At 36.4% G+C, this 19,738-nt stretch carries 11 protein-coding genes; 4 read left to right on the top strand and 7 right to left on the bottom strand.

The genetic code is table 11. The features are described from left to right. The first annotated feature begins 5 nt into the window (after positions 1 to 5). The 3 genes from ACODR7_RS17425 (at position 6) to ACODR7_RS17415 (ending at position 7,717) form a co-directional block, all read left to right on the top strand. Complete coding sequence (locus ACODR7_RS17425; protein ID WP_488841001.1) at positions 6 to 4,343, top strand: CusA/CzcA family heavy metal efflux RND transporter; 4,338 nt, start codon at positions 6 to 8, stop codon at positions 4,341 to 4,343. A gap of 7 nt (positions 4,344 to 4,350) precedes the next feature. After that, the gene (locus tag ACODR7_RS17420) at positions 4,351 to 5,502 is read left to right on the top strand and encodes an efflux RND transporter periplasmic adaptor subunit (RefSeq protein ID WP_488841000.1); all 1,152 of its coding nucleotides are present in this window, start codon (positions 4,351 to 4,353) and stop codon (positions 5,500 to 5,502) included. A 406-nt stretch (positions 5,503 to 5,908) separates the two neighbouring features. Next, complete coding sequence (locus ACODR7_RS17415; RefSeq protein WP_488841057.1) at positions 5,909 to 7,717, top strand: hypothetical protein; 1,809 nt, start codon at positions 5,909 to 5,911, stop codon at positions 7,715 to 7,717. 86 nt (positions 7,718 to 7,803) lie between these two features. Here the strand turns inward: ACODR7_RS17415 and ACODR7_RS17410 are convergent, their stop codons facing one another. From ACODR7_RS17410 to ACODR7_RS17380, 7 genes are all read right to left on the bottom strand, one after another. Continuing rightward, on the bottom strand, positions 7,804 to 9,951 hold the full coding sequence (locus ACODR7_RS17410; protein ID WP_488840999.1) for a T9SS type A sorting domain-containing protein: 2,148 nt from the start codon (positions 9,949 to 9,951) through the stop codon (positions 7,804 to 7,806). Positions 9,952 to 9,996: 45 nt separating this feature from the next. After that, entirely contained in the window at positions 9,997 to 11,136 is a 1,140-nt protein-coding gene (locus tag ACODR7_RS17405; protein ID WP_488840997.1) for a glycerophosphodiester phosphodiesterase family protein, read from the bottom strand. 187 nt (positions 11,137 to 11,323) lie between these two features. Then, positions 11,324 to 12,106: a glycerophosphodiester phosphodiesterase family protein gene (locus ACODR7_RS17400; protein WP_488840995.1), complete on the bottom strand. Its 783-nt coding sequence runs from the start codon at positions 12,104 to 12,106 to the stop codon at positions 11,324 to 11,326. Positions 12,107 to 12,236: 130 nt separating this feature from the next. Further along, on the bottom strand, positions 12,237 to 13,637 hold the full coding sequence (locus tag ACODR7_RS17395; protein WP_488840993.1) for a RagB/SusD family nutrient uptake outer membrane protein: 1,401 nt from the start codon (positions 13,635 to 13,637) through the stop codon (positions 12,237 to 12,239). A 29-nt stretch (positions 13,638 to 13,666) separates the two neighbouring features. Continuing rightward, positions 13,667 to 16,882, bottom strand: a complete 3,216-nt coding sequence (locus tag ACODR7_RS17390) for a SusC/RagA family TonB-linked outer membrane protein (protein ID WP_488840991.1) — start codon at positions 16,880 to 16,882, stop codon at positions 13,667 to 13,669. An 82-nt stretch (positions 16,883 to 16,964) separates the two neighbouring features. Beyond that, the gene (locus ACODR7_RS17385; RefSeq protein ID WP_488840989.1) at positions 16,965 to 17,786 is read right to left on the bottom strand and encodes a FecR family protein; all 822 of its coding nucleotides are present in this window, start codon (positions 17,784 to 17,786) and stop codon (positions 16,965 to 16,967) included. A gap of 115 nt (positions 17,787 to 17,901) precedes the next feature. After that, on the bottom strand, positions 17,902 to 18,381 hold the full coding sequence (locus ACODR7_RS17380; RefSeq protein WP_488840987.1) for an RNA polymerase sigma factor: 480 nt from the start codon (positions 18,379 to 18,381) through the stop codon (positions 17,902 to 17,904). A gap of 281 nt (positions 18,382 to 18,662) precedes the next feature. Here ACODR7_RS17380 and ACODR7_RS17375 point away from each other — a divergent pair, with 281 nt between their 5' ends. Beyond that, positions 18,663 to 19,607, top strand: coding sequence for an aldo/keto reductase (locus ACODR7_RS17375; RefSeq protein WP_488840985.1), 945 nt, complete (start codon positions 18,663 to 18,665; stop codon positions 19,605 to 19,607). Positions 19,608 to 19,738: the final 131 nt, after the last annotated feature.

Raw genomic sequence — 19,738 nt, 5'->3', positions numbered from 1 at the left:
TTTCCATGTTAAATAAAATTATTGAGTTTTCTGTAAAGAATAAACTCATCATTGCTCTTTTTACAGGGGCACTCATCCTTTTTGGAGTCTATGAAACCACCAAGCTTCCTATTGATGCCCAGCCGGACATCACCAATAATCAGGTTCAGATCATTACCACAGCTCCTTCTTATGGTGCAGCAGATATAGAACGTCTTGTTACATTTCCTATTGAACAGGCCACCAGCAATATCAGCGGAATTACGGAGCTTAGAAGTTTTTCACGTTTCGGACTTTCATTAGTGACTGTAGTTTTTGATGACAAGACGGATGTGTATTGGGCGCGTCAACAGGTTCAGGAAAGGTTGCAGCTTGTTCAGGACAATATTCCGGACGGAATCGGCAAACCGGAATTAGGGCCTATTTCAACAGGATTGGGAGAAATTTTCCAATATGTGGTAAGGGCTAAAAAAGGATATGAAAATGTATATGATGAAACCGAGCTGAGGACTATCCAGGACTGGGTGGTGAGAAGGCAGCTTCTTGGTACTAAAGGTGTGGCGGATGTCAGCAGTTTCGGAGGAAAACTGAAACAGTATGAAATTGCCATTAATCCTAATCAATTGCAGGCCTTTAATATCAATATCAATGATGTTTTTGCGGCTCTGGAAAAGAATAATCAGAATACCGGAGGCGCTTATATTGAAAAGAAAGAAACCGTTCTGTTTATCCGCAGCGAAGGACTCTTGGGAACTACAGAAGATATTGGAAGCATTCAGGTTTCAGAAACAAAAGAAGGCATTCCTGTTCATATTAAAGATGTAGCGTCTGTGAAAATAGGGTATGCGACAAGGTATGGCGCTATGACTTACAATGATACCGGAGAAGTATCCGGAGCTATTGTTCTGATGCTGAAAGGAGAGAATGCTAATGTAGTGATCGGAAATATTAAACAAAGACTGGAAAAAATCCAGGAATCCTTACCGGAAGGAGTTGTTATAGAGCCATTCCTTGACCGGGCTAAAATGGTTAACAACACCATCAGTACCGTAAAAACAAACCTGATGGAAGGGGCTTTGATTGTGGTTTTCATTCTGGTTTTATTTTTAGGAAATTTCAGAGCGGGATTACTAGTTGCTTCTGTTATTCCATTGGCTATGCTTTTTGCCATTATCATGATGAATATTTTTGGTGTAGGAGGAAATCTGATGAGCCTTGGAGCGCTGGATTTCGGTTTAATTGTAGATGGAGCCGTCATTATTGTGGAAGCTGTTCTTCATCAGCTTGCCCATAAAAAGCATTTCGGAAAAAACAATATGCTCAGCAAAAAAGAAATGGATGATCAGGTTTCCAACTCTGCGACCAAAATGGTTAACAGTGCGGTTTTCGGGCAGATCATTATCTTAATCGTATATCTTCCGATTTTTACGCTTCAGGGAATTGAAGGAAAGATGTTTAAGCCTATGGCTCAAACCGTTGCCTTTGCCCTGATTGGCGCATTTATTCTTTCCCTGACCTATATTCCAATGATGAGCTCTCTGGTATTAAGCAGAAAGAAAAAAGAGAAAGAAAATATTTCAGACCGTGTGATGGGTAAAGTGGAAACCGGTCACCAAAAACTTCTGATAAAGGCCCTTAAATTTAGAAAAACGATAATCATTGGTGTGTTGATTCTGTTTGCGGGTGCTGTTTTTACGCTTTCCAGAATGGGTGGAGAATTTATACCATCTTTGGAGGAAGGCGATTTTGCCGTTGAAATGAGGATTCTCCAGGGAAGTAATATCAATGAAACCAAAAAAGCTACCACTCAGGCTGCAAACATCCTGTTAACAAACTTTCCTGAAGTAGAAAAAGTGGTCATGAAAATTGGGAGTGCAGAAATTCCCACAGAACCTATGCCCATGGATTCCGGAGATATGATCGTCGTTTTAAAGCCTAAAAAGGAATGGACCTCTGCAACCTCATTTCCTGAACTTTCTGATAAGATGAGTAAAACATTAAGCGTTATCCCCGGACTGACAACCAGTTTTCAGTTTCCGGTTCAAATGCGTTTCAATGAGCTGATGACCGGAGCAAGACAGGATGTAGTGTGCAAAATTTACGGTGAAGATCTGGACAGCCTTGCCACCTATGCCAAAAAGATGGGAAGCATTATCAATACCGTAAAAGGTGCTCAGGATCTATATATCGAGCCGGTAGTAGGCGCTCCACAGGTTGTGATAGATTATAACCGCTCAGAACTTTCCCGATACAATATTTCAGTGGCGGATATCAACAGGGTGATTAATATGGCTTTTGCCGGACAAACTGCAGGCGCTTTATATGAAGGCGAAAAAAAGTTTGATATCGTTGTCCGAATGGATAACGAACATAAAAAAGATATTACGAGTATCCAAAATCTTCTGGTTACTACGGCTTCAGGAGAGCAGATTCCATTGTCGCAATTGGCTAAAGTGGAACTTAAAAACAGTCCGAATCAGATTCAGAGGGAGGATACCAAAAGAAGGATTATTGTAGGTTTTAATGTGAGAGGAAGAGATGTTCAGAGTATTGTGGAAGAGCTTCAGCAAAAGGCAGGCAAAAACCTGAAATTATCGGCTGGATATACTATTTCTTATGGAGGTGCTTTTGAAAATTTAAATGAAGCCAAAGCCAGATTAGGTATAGCCGTTCCTATTTCGTTAGTGATGATTTTCCTGCTTTTATTCTTTGCTTTCGGTTCTGTAAAACACAGTCTGCTGATCTATACAGCCATTCCTTTATCTGCGATAGGAGGTGTCTATTTTCTGGCGTTGAGAGGAATGCCTTTCAGCATTAGCGCAGGCGTAGGATTTATTGCATTATTTGGAGTTGCCGTACTTAATGGAATTGTTTTGATATCAGAATTTAACCGATTGAAAAAGAACGGAATAAACAACACAAACAGAATTGTACTCATAGGCACAAAAATAAGACTCCGTCCGGTTTTAATGACAGCTTTTGTGGCGTCTCTGGGATTTCTTCCCATGGCAATCAGCAATGGTGCAGGAGCTGAAGTGCAGAGGCCTCTGGCAACTGTAGTCATCGGAGGGCTGATGCTTGCAACGCTTTTAACGCTTTTTGTCCTTCCAATTTTATACGTCCTGTTTGAACATATTAATAAAGATAAAATGAAATTCTCAAAAAAACTCAATTATAAAAAACTGTCTGTTTTCTTGTTGTTATTGTCCTTCGGAACTTATAAGACTCAGGAAAACATTACTTATGATCAGGCTCTGGAAAAAGCATACCAACAGAACGGTACTCTTAAAAATTCGAAATTAATATCAGACTATCAGGAAAAGCTGAAAGCCAGCTATCTGAACATTCCCCAGACGGAAATTACAGGGGGATTTGGACAAATTCAGGGCGAGGAAACAGACAATTCATTCGGAATCTCTCAAAGATTCAGTTTTCCAACGGTATATTCAAGAAGAAAACAAATGCTGGATGCTGAATGGTCTGCCAGTGTTGTCAATCAGAATCTGACCAAAACACAGCTTACCAAAGAAGTAACTGACGTTTTCTACAGGATACTTGTGCTTCAGGAAAAGAAAAACGTTCTGGAATACATCAGTCAGTTGTATCATAATTTTGCAGATAAGGCCGCATTAAGATTAAAAAAAGGGGAAGCCAATATTCTGGAGGAATCCACTGCTGAAATTCAGAAAGAACAGATAAAAGTACAGTTGAATACCCTTGAAAATGATTTGAATATCGCGAAACTTAAGCTTCAATTATTACTTCAATCTACAGCTTATTATCAACCTGTTGCAGAAAAGCCTATAATTAATATTGGGCTTCAGATTTCAGAAGAAATGGTACAGCAGCATCCTGAACTTCAATATCTGCAGCAACAGATCAAAGTGGGCGAGGCAGAAGTACAGCTGGAGAAAAGCAGACTGTTTCCGGATCTTCTTATAGGATATACCAATCAGAGTATGAAAAACATCAATAACAATCGTTTCAATTCGGTTCAGGTGGGCGTTGGAATTCCATTGTTTACAAAAGGACAGAGAGCTTTGGCAAAGGCAGCACAGGCAAAGATTGCCATCTCCGAAAATCAGTATGAGAGAAAAGAAATTGAACTTAAAAACAGATTGAATCAACAGTTGGGTAATTATATGAACCAACAGCAGATCATTCAAAATTATGAACAAAAACAGCTTCCCAAATCTGAAATCATTCTAAAAACAGCTCAGAAACAGATGGAAGTGGGAGAAATAGATTATCTGGACTGGGTAATACTGGTGAATCAGGCCGTAAAAACCAAAGCAGACTACATTGATCAGCTGGAAAAGCTTAATCAGATCGGAGCCGAACTTCAATTCTTAATTTCAAAATAATACCATCATGCATTTCAGGAATATATCACTATACAGCCTTGCTTTCATCGTAACTTTATCTTCATGTTCAGGAAAAAAAGAGGAAGAAAAAACGGTTTATGAAAACACAAAATTTTCTAAGAATAACAAAAATTCCGTTCATCTTACAGAAAAACAGATTCAGGCTGTAGGGCTGACAACAACTATAATTCAGAACAGGAATATGGAAAAAGTGGTGAGACTGAACGGAAAGGCAGACATTGCACCGTCTCATATCAGTTCAGTTTCCAGCATTATGGGGGGACACATCAAGTCGATCAATGTAATTAATGGAAGTCATTTCAACAAAGGACAGGTGCTTGCTGTGGTGGAAGATCCGCAGTTTATACAGCTGCAGCAGGATTATCTGGTAACAAAAGCACAACTTGAAGCGGCAAGACTGAATTATAACCGCCAGAAAGACCTTAATACGAGCAAAGCCAGCAGTGACAAGACCCTACAGACTGCCCAGGCAGATTATTCAACTTTGAATGCCACTTTAAAAGGGCTTGAGGAAAAGCTGAAAATCATCGGAATCAATGCCAAAGGTCTGACTGCCGGGAATATCAGAAGTAAAATCAATGTTTATGCTCCGTTCACAGGTTTTGTAAGCAAAATTCTTGTGAATAACGGGCAGTATATCAACCCGGCAGATACTTTATTTGAACTGATCAATCCGGCGGGATTACTTTTAGAATTAAAAGTTTTTGAAAATGATGTGAATGATGTAAAAGTGGGTCAGGAAATTTTGGTGTACAACAATCAGAATCCGGATGTGAAATCAAATGCTAAAATTGTCAGTGTTGTTCCTAGTATTGAAAATGGAGGCTCTGCGACGGCAATTGCCAGATTATCCTCTGTGAATACAGAATTTGTAAAAGGAATGTATGTAAATGCCGAAGTGAATATCAGCAGCCGTTATACAATGGGACTTCCTAATGAAGCCGTAGTTTCTTTTGAAAATAAAAATTATGTTTTTGAAGACCTTGGAAAATCCAATTACAGAATGATTCCTGTAATGACCGGAATTTCTGATGATCAGTTTACAGAAATTATAAAAGCCGATTTTTTAAAGGATAAGAAAATTGTACAGAAAGGGGCTTACAGCCTTCTGATGATGCTTAAAAATAAAGCTGAATAATGTGTTTGCATAACCACAAAAGCCAAAAAAGCGCTCATTTTAAACCGATTTAGTTCACTTAAGTAGATTGTAAATAATACTACAAAAAATTTATATAAGATGAAAATATTTGATTTTCATACAACTTAGGTGCACTTATTATGCATGAAAACTGGCTCTAAAAAAACTTAAGTGTTCAAAAAATTTTATATCTTTTGTAGTTAAAATAAAATATACTACAATCCGAAAAGATCAGTCTGCCGGCTGATCTTTTTATTTCAACCAATTGAAAAAAAATGACATTTGACATGTTTTTCACAATATAAAATATTATTTAATGCATAATTCATTTTAAAATAATATTTTTAAGCAGTGAATAGTTGTAAAGGATTTTTAGATGAATAATAAAAAATTTTATCAGAACTTTATGACACAAAAACCTTTGCACAATTTCCATATTCCGGTAATGGGACTGGCTTACACAATAGACAGTCCTATTCGTGTTGCCCAGTATGGAATTTCTTCTGTGATCTCCATCATTGATGATGAAATCCTGGAAAAAATGAAGAACTTTTACAATAAAAAGTTCAATCTTGACTATTTCGGGATCTCAACAAAAACAGAAGATTACAGAGCCAGAAGAGTTACAGCTTATCTGGATATGGTGGATGATATCGTGAATGAAAAATTTGAATCTTTCAAACACGAGATCAGCAAAAATAAAGAGGCTTTGAAAGACTTCATAGCTATGCTTCCAAATACTTCAGATCTAAAAAAAAGCCTTCAAAACCTGATCAATCAAAAAGATGAATGGAGTTCCAATATCAAAAGCTTTATTGAATCCAACTTAAAACCGGGGAGTATTGATGTCAATATCATGACGAAAGTGGATAAAGACAATTATCAAAACAATGAACAGCTTCCAGTGATGTATAACGATGCTCATGCTTCACTGCGTGGATTCGCCAAAAGTAAATTATCATCATCAATGGTTCTTTCCGCAGGCATGAATCCCCGCTTATACAGCTATATGGAAGAATTTGAAGACTTTTTTCCGGACGAAAACGGAAACATCAAAAAGAAAATCATCCTGAAAGTAAGCGATTTCCGTTCTGCAATGATTCAGGGAAACTTTCTGGCTAAAAAAGGATTGTGGGTTTCAGAATACAGAATAGAATCCGGATTAAATTGTGGCGGCCATGCTTTTGCTACCGAAGGAATGCTTCTCGGGCCTATTATGGAAGAATTCAAGCAGAAAAAAAATGACCTGATACAATCTGCCCATGCCTTAATGACAGCTGCTTTAGAGCAAAAAGGAAAACCCACAGTTTCTGAGCCATTAGAAATGAAAATTACGGTTCAGGGTGGAGTAGGAACTGCCGAAGAACACGAGTTTTTATTGGCGAATTATCATGTAGACAGCGTAGGATGGGGTTCACCGTTTTTGCTGGTACCCGAAGCAACATCGGTAGATACAGAAACCCGAAATTTACTTTTGCAATCAAAAGAACAGGATTTTTATCTGAGCAATATTTCGCCATTAGGAGTGCCTTTCAATACGGTAAAAGGAACATCCAATGAACGATTAAAGTTTGAAAAAGAAGCAAAAGGGAAGTATGGAAGTTCATGTCCCAAAAAACTTCTGGCATTAAGCAAAGAATTTTCTCCGGAAGGAACCTGTATCGCTTCCAGAAAATACCAGAATATCAAACTCAAGGAACTGTACGACAATAAGGAAACCCTTACAGAAAAGGAATTTAATAAAAAGAAATCGGAAATTACTGATAAAGCCTGCCTGTGTGTGGGACTTGTAAACGCCGCATATATGGAGCAGAACCTCGAAATTAAAGGTGAAAAACAGGGCGTTGTCATATGTCCGGGACCGAATATTGCCTTTTTCGATAAAGAAGTTTCTCTTTCGGAAATGGTAAAACATATCTACGGAAATACCAATATTCTTTCCGACAGCCAGCGTCCGAATATGTTCATTAATGAACTGAAAATGTATGTGGATTATCTGAGAAAGGAAATCACCGAATCTACCACACAGATTACCCATTCACAGACAAAAAAATGGAATGCTTTCAGGAAAAATGTTCTTGAAGGGATAGAATATTATCATGAGCTTTTTACAGCCTCATCATTCTTCAGAAACGGTTTATCTACGATCAACCAGCAATTGCAGGAATACAAACTACAGCTTATCGCTATTGAGATTCCTCAGGTTGAAAAATAACAAAATAGCCCTCGTGTTTGCGAGGGCTATTTTTATTGATAAACATCAAATTTATTTTACGGGTTATCATCTTACCACTATCATACTTATTGTACAATAATTTTTTTTGTTGTTATCCCTTCATCGGTTTGCATGTTACAGAAATAGAGCCCGGAAGGCCAGCCAGTTGTGGTTAAAGATTCTTTATAAGTTCCTTTATTCTGGGTCTTTTCTTTTATTGTTTTTACTAGTGCTCCGGTAGAACTTGTAATATAGAGTTTTACCCTGGTGGATTTGGATAATGTATATTTTACAGTTGCCCTTCCTTTTACAGGATTTGGGTAAACCTGCAGCATATCAGAAACAGGCAGATCAGAAGTTTTTTGTGATGTTTTTTTTGTGAATGTGTTTGAATTACCATCGTAGTAAATAACATTTACCGACCATAAGAAATGATCAGGTATGACTGCGTATTCTTCTTCATCATGAGCATCCTGGACAATAAGTTTATTGTCAAAATTATGTACATCAGGAACTAATACTTTAGCCCCATAACCATTGTTCGTTCTTATCATATATAAAGGTTTCCCGTTAGGATCATCCTTTACATACATGAGTTGAAATGAAGCATTACCATCTGGTACCAGCATCTGGGATGTTCCGTTTTGTGTATTTTTTATTCCTCCCTTAGGGGTTAATATCCCTGTTTTTGTCATATTATAAAACATATAATCTTCGTATCCGTACTTATAATCTTCGGCATTAAAAATTCCTTGCTTTTTTACCAGCCGGAATGGCTCAGCATTATGAAGGCTTTGATATAATGTATAAGAATCATTAATGTCTATTGTCATGCTGTGTTCCGTTTGATAGTTGAAAATCGTTATCCCTACTTCGCTGACAGGAGAAAATTTTTCTCTTATGGATGTGTTAAATGACCCCTGGACAGACCATTGTGTATCAGGCATATCTTCAGGGCGCATATTCAAATATTTATGATCGTTTTTATCAATTCCTAACTGAAAGCCAGGTGCCCCTTCTTTTACATCAAATTGAAACGCATTTTGTTTACAGTCAAGAAGATTGTTGGGATTGTTTGGAATATGATTTGCTTGAAAAAGATGCCCAGCAGAATTTGATTCTATACTCTTTTGTTCGTAAGGACTTCCAGAATTATTTTCAAATCCTGGTCCAATCGTAAGGTATGTTTTAGCATTGATAAAGTTTAAAAGCCGCTCGTGGTAAAGTATCTTTCTTATAGAAAACAACCATCTTCTTGCCCCATAAATTCTCTTGCTAAAGGTACCTGTCTTGACTTCTATGTTATTTTGATAATAACTGTATTCATCATCAGAATTTTCAGGAGCTACAGGTTTATTTTTAAAATTTTTTAATATATAAGCTCGTGACGGATATAAAGGAGATTGAACAAGAAAATGATTGTTAGCTATTTCAGGACTAAGCATTTCGTAATAAACCATAATATCGTCTACAGCATTGAGTATTGTAGTTCTTTCTTTCTGATTGACGGTTCCAAAAGTAATCGTATGAGCAGCTGAAAGAACATCAGTCAGCCCAAACCAAAAATAATTGGCATACAGTCGCCCTCCGGGTCGGCTGAAATACAGGCGGGTAGAGTTTTTATTGGACGACAGCATAAAATAGATATACCCTGCGTCATATTCATCAGGACCGGGATATATTTCCTGTTGGATATTATCACTATAATAGCTTATTTTATAGCGTGATTGTCCTAATACAACCATCTTCTCAGCAACAGAAGAGGTCTTCAGTATTTGAAAATATCCGTCTTTCATTCTCAGCTGGATATCTTCTTTATTCCTATTTTCAGGATTGGTAAAGCTAAGGATCTGGCAGTCTAATCCATGATGTGGAACTTTAATCCAGGCTGAAATAGAAAACCCGCCATTATTATCAACAATATCTTTAACAACAGCTGATGGAACAATCAGATTCTCATTCTCATATTGTCTGAAATATATTGCTTGTGCCGGAAAACCAAAACGGTCAGCTATTGCGGTGAAAGCATTTCCTTGTAGCCGATAATGATAATCTCCCGAATTTTTAAAATCGTCTTTCCAATATGGAGCTGGCTGGCTGAAATTTAAGTCATAAAAATTCTTAACCTCAGTATTGTTTTCATAATGCGCATCTGCATAATTATCAAATACTTCCTGAGCAGGAAGTTTTTGAATAGCTACCAGTATAACTAGAAAAAAAAATATAGATTTCATAAAAAAGATTTAAGATGATTAATATGTTTTTGTTTAAATTCCATATTACTGAATAACCCTGTTGGGAAAATATTCCAGGAATGTTGTTACTTCATCAGTTATAATATAACCATTAATTCCTGCCTTCCTGTTATTATTGGGAGCAAGAATAAAATCAAAATCACCTCTTCTGTCATTTTCGGGGTTATCGGCACAACACTGATTAACATTAACATTTCCAATATATCTTCCCCGGTAATATTCCGGCTGTGCAGAAAAAATCCCCACTCTTTTTCCTTCTTTCCTTATCCTCTCTGCCAATGTAAAAAGAACAGTATCAGCGGGAGTTTTAAATACCATTTCATACAAGCCTGCAATTCCAATACAGTGTAAGCAGGAATTAACCCGCCAGTCTTCCCATTGCTGATAAAAGCCCACCGGATCTGGAGATGTAGCACCATCCGGCTTAGAATTAGCTTTAATAAAAGGAGCAAATATGAACTGTAATTTCTCCTTTTCAGTTAATAAGTACTCCAGATACGGCTCCAATTGCTTAGGTGTTTTGTCTCCTTTAAACATCACAAATGAGAAAGCATGGGTACGTTGTACAACTTTCATCGCTTCTTGGAATGTGTCCTCATCATTAATATCAAGCTGTAGTATTACACCTTTATCGCGTACTGCTTCAATAATATCCTCTAAAAGAGGAATCTTTTCCATGGTATAGGTCTTTTCTTCGTTTTTCAATCTTAATTTGGATAATTCTGCCCAGGAATATTCACTTGCTTTTCCATAGCTATCCTTACCGGTACCATAGATATTGGGATACATATCCAAAAAGTTGGTAGTACGCTGAAGATAATTATCATGCATCAGATACACCTTCCCATCTTTACTGGTCTTCAGGTCAATCTCAATGATATCAACGGCTGGATTATTGAGTGCTCTTTGAACTGCTGCCAGAGAATTTTCAGGTGTTCCATCAATCCATGCTGCTCTGTGGAGTGCTAACATTACATAGTCCGGATTTATATCACTACTAAGAAGTGTTCCCCTTAGTGTTTCCAGATCAGGTCTTGCAGATTTAGGTACGGGTGTGGTTGTGTAGAAGTCCTGTGCATCCGCATGCTGGCTCATCCCACAATAAAGTATCAACACTAAAACTCCTTTTGAAACTTTCTCTTTTAAGTATGATAGTAAATTCATAATTGTAGAATTTTATAGATTCTGATTAGTTTAAAGCTAAGAATTATTCACTATACAATGAATTATTTAGTGTTAAAATTTCTACTTTTATTATGGCTATCGTTGATTAAAAATGGAAAAAAAATTGTCTATTAACCGGAAAAATAAAATATTATAATTAATGAAAGAGTTGTGATTGAAATACCATCTATTTAAAAGAAAAGTAAAGGTTTTTATTTTTCAAAAATTTAATTAATTCTTTGGGTCTGTCTGTTTGTATGATATTAATATAATGATCAGGAAACCATTGGTAACTATCTGGATTTTCAAGGGAATGGTCATCATTGTGCCCTGCACAAAGTTCCGCCCACATTGAATTGCCCCAAACTTTGATATTTTTCTTCCGAATGTCATTAAAATTGATTAAGTGATTTTCATCAGGCCCGGTTGTAAACTCAAAGCCATATACTTTATAGTTTTTTAAATAAGTATTGATCTTAGACCATCCTTCTCCTGCACCCAATCTTACAATAGGCATATAATGAATTTCATCTTTGATTTTTCCATATTTATCATTAAATTCCTGATAATCTGCTGGTCCTTTAAAAAGCACCTCGTCAAACATTTTCCTTTTTTGCAGGATGGGATAGACAAAATCAAAGTAGTCAAATGCCTTATCCAAATTAATAAAAATCTTTCCTTGTGTTATATCCAGAACTTCTTCCAAAGTAGGGACTTTCATTTGAGTGGACACTCCCAGTCCATCCCTGAGATAGAATTTTTTAATTTCTTCCAAAGTATAATCGGAGGGTTTCCCCTTGCCGGTAGTTGTCCGGTCAATCGTTTTATCATGCATTAAGATCAGAACGTTATCTTTTGTAAGAGCCAGGTCTATTTCTACCATATTCACTCCTTTTTCAATTGCTTTCTTTATACCCATAATCGAATTTTCCGGAGCTTCCCGCCAATCTGCCCGGTGTGCTACTACCATGACCTTATCGTCTGGGAACCGGGCCAATGAAATCTGAGAATAAACGGTAACAGAATTACATAACCATAATAGGCAACTAAAAAATTTACAAATGTTCAGTATTGTTGTTTTCATAAAAGTGATGTTGTATTTAGTAGCCGGGATTTTGCAGAATAGAAGAATCGGTATTAATCTGACTCTGAGGAACAGGCATAACAAGATTGTAGGGCTTGACAACTGCAGTACTGTATCCCTGTGTATTTTGAAAATGAGCTGTCAGCACCTGAACTGCTTTTCCCGTTCTCACCAAATCAAACCATCTGTGGCCTTCTCCCACAAGTTCTTTTCTTCTTTCCAATGCAATTTCATCCAATAACAGAGCCTGATTGTTAATATTTACCGGAGCAATACCTGCTCTGGATTTAATTTTATTGAGATACAAATTACCATTTGTAAAATCATTGTTTTTTGCATAACATTCTGCTATGAAAAGATAAACATCCGCCAAACGAAGAACAATAATATTACTATCACCGTCTGACGGAGCTGTCGACGGCTTTGACATCTTTTTTGAATAAGGAACACCATTGCTTGTTAGGCCGATATAAACATTTCTTCTTTTGTCATCTGCCGTAAAAAGATTATATATTTCTTTTGTTGGAAGATTGTGTCCTTTTGCTCCTGAATAGGAGCCTGATGGGCTAAACATCTGATACGTCTGGCTACCTTCTGTATTTCCATTTAAACCTGAAGTAAACTGAACGTCAAAAATAATTTCTGCATTATTTTTATTCGCAGGATCAAAAATTTTGCTCACATCAGAAAGCAGGCTATATCCTAACGGCTCCACTTGTTGCAGATATGGCAAAGCTTCCTTATATTTATTTCTTGTTATTAAAACTTTTCCTAACATTCCTAATGCAGCTCCTTTTATTACTCTCCCTTTTTGAGTTATTGTGGCAGGCAATAGATCAATAGATTCTTTAAGCTCACTTTCAATAAAATCATAAACAGTTTCAGCAGATGTTCTTCCTTGTCCGAAATATTCATTGACATCTGTTGTTTCTTTGGTTACCAAAGGAACATCACCAAAAATCCTTACCAGATTGAAGTACATGAGTGCCCTTAAAAATTTCACCTCTCCGGTTCTTACATTTTTACGGGACTGATCCATAGCAATGCCACCAATTCTATTCAAAACAATATTGGCTTGCTGAATTCCCACATAATGATCTTTCCAGGTACTTCCGATTAAAGAATTATTAGGCTGAATGGTGAAAAAATCAAATTCACCATAAGTAAAACTATCATTGGCAGGAACTTCATCAAAGGTATTATCAGAAGGAATTTCTCCGATGGCAGGCATAGCGAGCTGGTATTGTCCGTTATATTGTAATGTGGCATACACAGCATTCACTCCCTGTTCCAACTGCGCTTCATCTTTATAAAAATTGGCGGTCACCTTGGCGCTTTCCGGCGTAGTATTTAACAGATCTGAAGAGCAGGATTGAAATAAAAACAATCCCAGTAAAGGAATATATATACTTTTCATTTTTTTATTTTTTTTCATTGAAATAGTGATTAAAATTTCATATTCATCCCGAAAGAATAGACTTTAGCAATCGGGTAATAGCCACTATCGTAGCCCTGGGTTAAAATACTATCTGAATTTGCGTCAAGATTTTGTCCTCTGTAAGAGGTAAATGTAAAAAGGTTGTTCCCGACAAAATACAACTGTATAGATTTTACATGTAAAGCAGATACCAATTGTTCAGGAAGGTTATACGCTAATTTTAATGACCTTAAGCGAACATAGTCACCATTTTTAAAGAAAATGTTGGATGTTCTTGCTTCTTTCCTGTTGTTCGAAAAGTTCATATTGGGCATAGCATACATTCCGTCAGGATTGGTTATCGGATTGTATCGGTTATCAAAATAATACTGCGAAGGAACTCCAAATCCTTCTCCTGATTCAGTAACACTTACCATATCACCATTGTATATTTTTCTTCCCAATTCACTGTATAAAGTAAAATTCAGTTCAAAATTTTTATACCGGAAAGAATTGGTAAAGCCCAGGACATATTTTGGAATTCCCGAGCCAAAACTTTTTTTATCATTGACATCTATTTTTCCGTCTTTATTCAGGTCTTCCATAATGTAATCCCCAACCATTGTTCCTGAAATATGTGGTGAGTTATCAATTTCAGACTGGGATTTATACACACCTAAAATATTATATCCATACATTTCGGCGATAGATTGCCCTACTTTTGTAATAGCAAAATTATTGGCCCCTGCTACAATCTGAGTTTGTCCGTCGGCTAATGCCAGTACTTTATTTTTATTCATTGAAAAGCTGAAGTTATTGGAGTATTCAAAGCTTTCTCCCATATGGATAGGTTTTAAGGACAACTGTAGCTCAATTCCAGTATTTCTTAATCTGCCAATATTCTGTAGAGATGTGCTGTATCCCGACTGTTGTGGAACAGGTACATCTAATAACAATCCGTCTCTGTTCAACACATAATAATCTGCCGACACATTCAGATATTTATTAAAAAGTCCGAAATCAATTCCGAAGTTTTTAGATTCAGACTTTTCCCAAGATATATTAGGATTGGGAGCTGTAGAAGAACGATAGCCCGGAGCTAAGATCCCTCCAAATACATAATTCTCTTGTGTCATTAAAGAAAGGGCTCCAAAGTTCGGGATCTGATTATTTCCATTACTTCCTACGCTAAATCTCAATTTCAAAGGATCTAAAAATTTATTTTTAGGATAAAAATTTTCATTGCTTAAAGTCCATCCCAGAGAAAGTGCGTAAAAATCTCCCCATTTGGTGTTGACCCCAAAACGTGAAGAACCATCCCTTCTGTAGGAAGCCATCAGGCTGTATTTTCCCTGATATGAATAATTGAATCTTGAAAAATAGGAGATAAGCGTCCATTTATACTGATCAACATCTACCTTAAAAGATGTTCCGCCTCCAATATTAGTAATGCTGTTATCGGGAAATCCGGCGGCTAAAGTATTTACTTTATTCGATTCTTCCTGTTGATAAGACTGTCCCATAATCACATTGAAAGAGTGATTGTTGATCTTTTTATCATAAGTCAGTAAATTTTCAATAAGATAATTCTTTGTAATATATTCCGTCCTGCTCGCTGTTGTGACATCAGGAGCAGCTGTTCTGTAGCTCCCAACTGTTGATGGATCAAAAAAATTATATTCATAGCTTGTATAATCCCCACCAGCGGAAACTTTATATTTTAAATCCTTTAGAAAGTTCCATTCTCCAAATATATTTCCAAAAGTTTTAAATAAAGTATATTTTCGCTTCGTCATTTCTGCAATAGCCAAAGGATTTTCTACTAATGCACCATCTGTAGGAGTATTAGCTTTTATCTGTTGGGAAATAAACAGATTTCCATTAGCATCTCTTGGTGAAAAGAAAGGGTACATCGTTGTTGCCATCTGTAAGAGATTGTAAGTACGACCACCGTTCACCATATCAAAAAGGTTTCCCTGTGAAAAAGAAGGCGTCATGGAAACTCCGAATTTAAGTTGATCTGTTATATTGGTTACCAAATTGATATTCCCAGAGTATTTTTCGTAATCTGTTCCTATAAGGATTCCTTTCTGATTCAGATAACTTCCTGTGAAAGAATATTTTGTTTTATCATTTCCTCCAAGGACGTTTAGTGAGGTATTGCTCATCGGAGCCGGTTTTAAGACCATGGAATACCAATCCGTATCCACCAGCCCTTTTTCTTTATTTAAATAAGGGGTAAGATAATCCGGGATCAACTCCCTTAAGGAAGCTCCTTTAGAAACCCTTGTTGCATTATCATCGGAAGTACTTCTGTTGACGCCTTTAGAAAGGTAGTTGTTATCTCTGGATTCCTTCATAAAAGTAGCCATATCATAGGCATTCACAAATTTTTCGTTATCACTTCTGGTCTGAATTCCGTAGTAAGTATCAAGTGTATATTCCAGTTTACCTTTTTTACCCTCTTTGGTTTGAATTAAAATTACCCCATTTGCACCTCTTGATCCATAGATCGCTGTAGAAGCCGCATCTTTCAGAATATCAATGGTAGCAATAGAATTGGGATCAATAGAATTAAGATTGGTACCTTCTGTGAGAGGAAATCCATCTACAACAATCAAAGGATTGGCTCCTGCTGTTAAAGTACCAATTCCACGAATACGAATACTGGGAGATGCTCCCGGATTTGCATTAGTCTGGGTAATTTGAATTCCCGTAGCCTTTCCCGCGATCATATCCCCAAAGTTGCCGGAGGCAACTCCCTTCAGATCTTTTTCTCCTATGGAAGCAATGGATCCTGAAATGTCTTTTTTATTTTGTTTTCCATACCCGATCAATACGACCTCTTCAATTTTCTTTTCCTTTTCCGGAATAGTATCATTTTTTAAAAAATGCGCTTTATCAGAATTGTTTCGAACGAATCTTTTGCCAGATGTTCTTCTGACTGTAACGATATTATTCTGAACACTAAACTCTACGGGATAATTTTTCTGTAAATAATCGAGTGTCTTTTGTAAAGAGTTGTAATCAATCTTTCTGTCATCCACCAAAATATCTTCAAGGTCAGAAACAGAATAAAATACTTGTGTCTTTGTTATTTTACTTAGTTTTTCAAGAGCTTTTGTAATAGGTAGTTCTGTGGTAGCATAAGAATAATGTAAGGAAGGATGTATTCCTGATGCATAGGATATTTGGGTTGAGCACAAAATCCCAAGCATAGCAATACTAATTGCTGTTTTTTTCATAAATTTGCAAATGTTAATTTTTAAACTTTTACCGGTTTTTAAATTGAATAATCAGCATCGATACGCCAATATCGGTGCTTTTCTATTTTAATATGATTTCTTTTTCACTGATCTTTTTTGGTTTAAGGTTAAACGGAAAGCTAATTACTGAAAGGACTTCTTTAAGATTTCCTGTGAATGCCCCGCTTACTTTTTTATCTTTAAACTGAACAGGATATGATATACTAATGTTATAGGTATTCTCTAACTGTTTTATAGCTTCAGAATAGGAAGAATGATTGAAAATAAAATCCCTTTGCTTCTCAGGATGATAGTAATGATAGTCTTGTTTTTTATTATCATTGATCCAGATTTCTTTAGGTAGCAGATAAGTAATGGTTTTACCATGTTCAATCTTTACCTTTCCTTCAAACAATTCCACTTTTTTCTCAACAGACTTCTGATCCAAATAAAACCGGGTTCCTAAAACCTGGACATTAAATTCCCCGGCTTTGATTCTAAATGGTTTTGTCTTGTCTTTAGCCACATTGAATCTCCCTTGTCCTACAAAGACCATTTTACGGTCCTGCTTTCCGAAATTTTTATCCAAAGTAAGCCTACTGTGAGGTTTCAATTCTATTTCACTCCCATCTGGCAATTTGAATGATCTTCCACTTTCCAAAGTTTCATATACGTATTTAATTTCAGCTCCTGAAGTTGGGATGGTCATTTTCTCATAAATCATCAGAAAAGCCATGAAAGGAATCAATACTGCGGCTACCCGATATAGCTTTTTTATAGACTTTTTTTGTTCGATCTTCTTTTCAATTCCGGTCCAGATCTTCCGGTCCGTCATGTCATCTATTTTTTTCTGTTCCTCAGCAGCTGATTTCCAGTTTTTCTCAAATTCTTCTTCCAGACTCATAGGATATCTATTGTCATTTACAAAGGTTGTCTAATAGTAAATACGCAGAAGTATAACATCGTAAACCCCGATTATTGATATTTAACAATTAGTTCATATTAGAAGATGCTAAGAATTAATGAAGATTAATCTTCAAAAAGCTGATCGCTTTATTGATATGTTTGCCGATAGCGGCTTTGGAAATTTTATTTTCCCTGGCTAAATGAGAATAACTAAGGTTTTCAACAGTATGCTGAATGAATAATTCTTTTGTTTTTTGAGGGAGCTTATCTAGGAGTGTTTCAATTTTAGAGATCTGTTCTTCTGTGTGAAATTTATCCGAAATCTCATCTTCAGTTTCCGGAATTATATTCTGATCGGAAGAGATAAGTACCAGTTTATTTTTACGATAGAAATTAGCGACTTCCTGTTTGCTCGTTTTGAAAATAATAGCTTCTGTTGCTGAAGGATTATTTGCTTTATCCAGATGTTTCCAAACATGTACAAAAATATCCTGCACAATATCTTCCACATCCTCATCTCTCTGGACGTATTTTCTGACGAAGAAATAAACCTTATGCTTATATTCAGAGTATATTTTTTTGAATTGATTCATCAGTTAAAACAGTTATGTGTAAAGCTATTTAAAAAGCTATTCAAATCAATTAAATATATATTAATTTTAAATCGAAGTATAAAATAACCTTATAACATTCAACAATCATAAAAATTATTCTTAGTATAATTAAAAAATAAAAATATCAGTACACATTAGTCTTATTTTGATTAACTGTTATTACACAGTTATTCATATTACCTATCATCCATATGGGTAATTTGAATCCTGTTCTTCTCACAACTTTCTCTAAATTGTGGAGTATTAGTAAAATTATTTTTATGGAAAAAAGAAAGATCAAAAACACCGATTTAACGATTGCACCCATCAACTTCGGAGGAAATGTTTTTGGATGGACACTGGACGAGAAACAGTCTTTTGATATACTGGACCGCTTTACTGAAGCCGGATTCAACTTTATAGATACTGCAGATACCTATTCATGGTGGGTGAATGGAAAGGGCGGACAGTCTGAAGAGATCATCGGAAAATGGATGAAAAACAGAGCTAACCGTAATGACATCGTTTTGGCCACCAAAGTAGGCTCAGAAACGAAAGAACACGGCTATGATATCAGCAAAAAACATATTCTTAAATCTGTAGATGAGTCTCTACAAAGGCTTCAAACCGATCATATTGATCTTTATTATACGCACTTTGACGATAACATTACTCCCGTGGAAGAAACACTTTCTGCTTATGATGAGATTATCAGAGCAGGAAAAGTACGTTATATTGCGGCTTCCAACTTATCTCCGGAACGTTTGAAAGCATCATTTGAAGCTGCAAAAAAGAATAACCTTCCTAAATATGTTGCTTTACAGCCCCATTACAACTTAATGGAAAGAGAAGGTTTTGAGCAAAACTATGCCCCTCTGGCAGAGCAGTTTGATTTGAGTGTATTTCCTTATTGGTCTCTGGCAGCAGGTTTCTTAACAGGTAAATACCGTGATGAAGCAGATCTGGCAAAAAGTGCAAGAGGTGAGGGAGTAAGAAAGTATTTAAATCCTAAAGGACTTGAAATATTAAAAGCGCTGGATCAGGTAAGTGTAAAGCATAATACAACGCAGGGGACGGTTTCTCTGGCATGGCTGCTATCCAATCCTTTAATTACAGCTCCTATTGTAAGTGCTACCAGTGCATCTCAGCTTGAAACAGTGTTCAATGCACCCAAACTTGTTTTGGATCAGGAAGATATTGAGCTGCTGAATAAGGCAAGCAACTAATTTTTTCGACTTTCATTATAGACTAAAATGAAATCCGTTCATTGCTGAACGGATTTTTTATGATTAGACGATGCTAACCACCCCGTCAAAAATTCTTTGAATTTTTGCCACCCCTCCAGAGGATCTATCGT

The sequence above is a fragment of the Chryseobacterium sp. FG46 genome, assembly GCF_057809135.1.
Note: the sequence above shows the minus strand (reverse complement) of the source record. Positions and strands in the feature narration are given on the sequence as shown.

Excerpts from the sequence above, each read along its gene's own strand:
- ACODR7_RS17425 (WP_488841001.1), top strand. The coding sequence starts at position 6 with ATGTTAAATAAAATTATTGAGTTTTCTGTAAAGAATAAACTCATCATT.
- ACODR7_RS17420 (WP_488841000.1), top strand. The coding sequence starts at position 4,351 with ATGCATTTCAGGAATATATCACTATACAGCCTTGCTTTCATCGTAACT.
- ACODR7_RS17415 (WP_488841057.1), top strand. The coding sequence starts at position 5,909 with ATGACACAAAAACCTTTGCACAATTTCCATATTCCGGTAATGGGACTG.
- ACODR7_RS17410 (WP_488840999.1), bottom strand. The coding sequence starts at position 9,951 with ATGAAATCTATATTTTTTTTTCTAGTTATACTGGTAGCTATTCAAAAA.
- ACODR7_RS17405 (WP_488840997.1), bottom strand. The coding sequence starts at position 11,136 with ATGAATTTACTATCATACTTAAAAGAGAAAGTTTCAAAAGGAGTTTTA.
- ACODR7_RS17400 (WP_488840995.1), bottom strand. The coding sequence starts at position 12,106 with ATGGTAGTAGCACACCGGGCAGATTGGCGGGAAGCTCCGGAAAATTCG.
- ACODR7_RS17395 (WP_488840993.1), bottom strand. The coding sequence starts at position 13,637 with ATGAAAAGTATATATATTCCTTTACTGGGATTGTTTTTATTTCAATCC.
- ACODR7_RS17390 (WP_488840991.1), bottom strand. The coding sequence starts at position 16,882 with ATGAAAAAAACAGCAATTAGTATTGCTATGCTTGGGATTTTGTGCTCA.
- ACODR7_RS17385 (WP_488840989.1), bottom strand. The coding sequence starts at position 17,786 with ATGAGTCTGGAAGAAGAATTTGAGAAAAACTGGAAATCAGCTGCTGAG.
- ACODR7_RS17380 (WP_488840987.1), bottom strand. The coding sequence starts at position 18,381 with ATGAATCAATTCAAAAAAATATACTCTGAATATAAGCATAAGGTTTAT.
- ACODR7_RS17375 (WP_488840985.1), top strand. The coding sequence starts at position 18,663 with ATGGAAAAAAGAAAGATCAAAAACACCGATTTAACGATTGCACCCATC.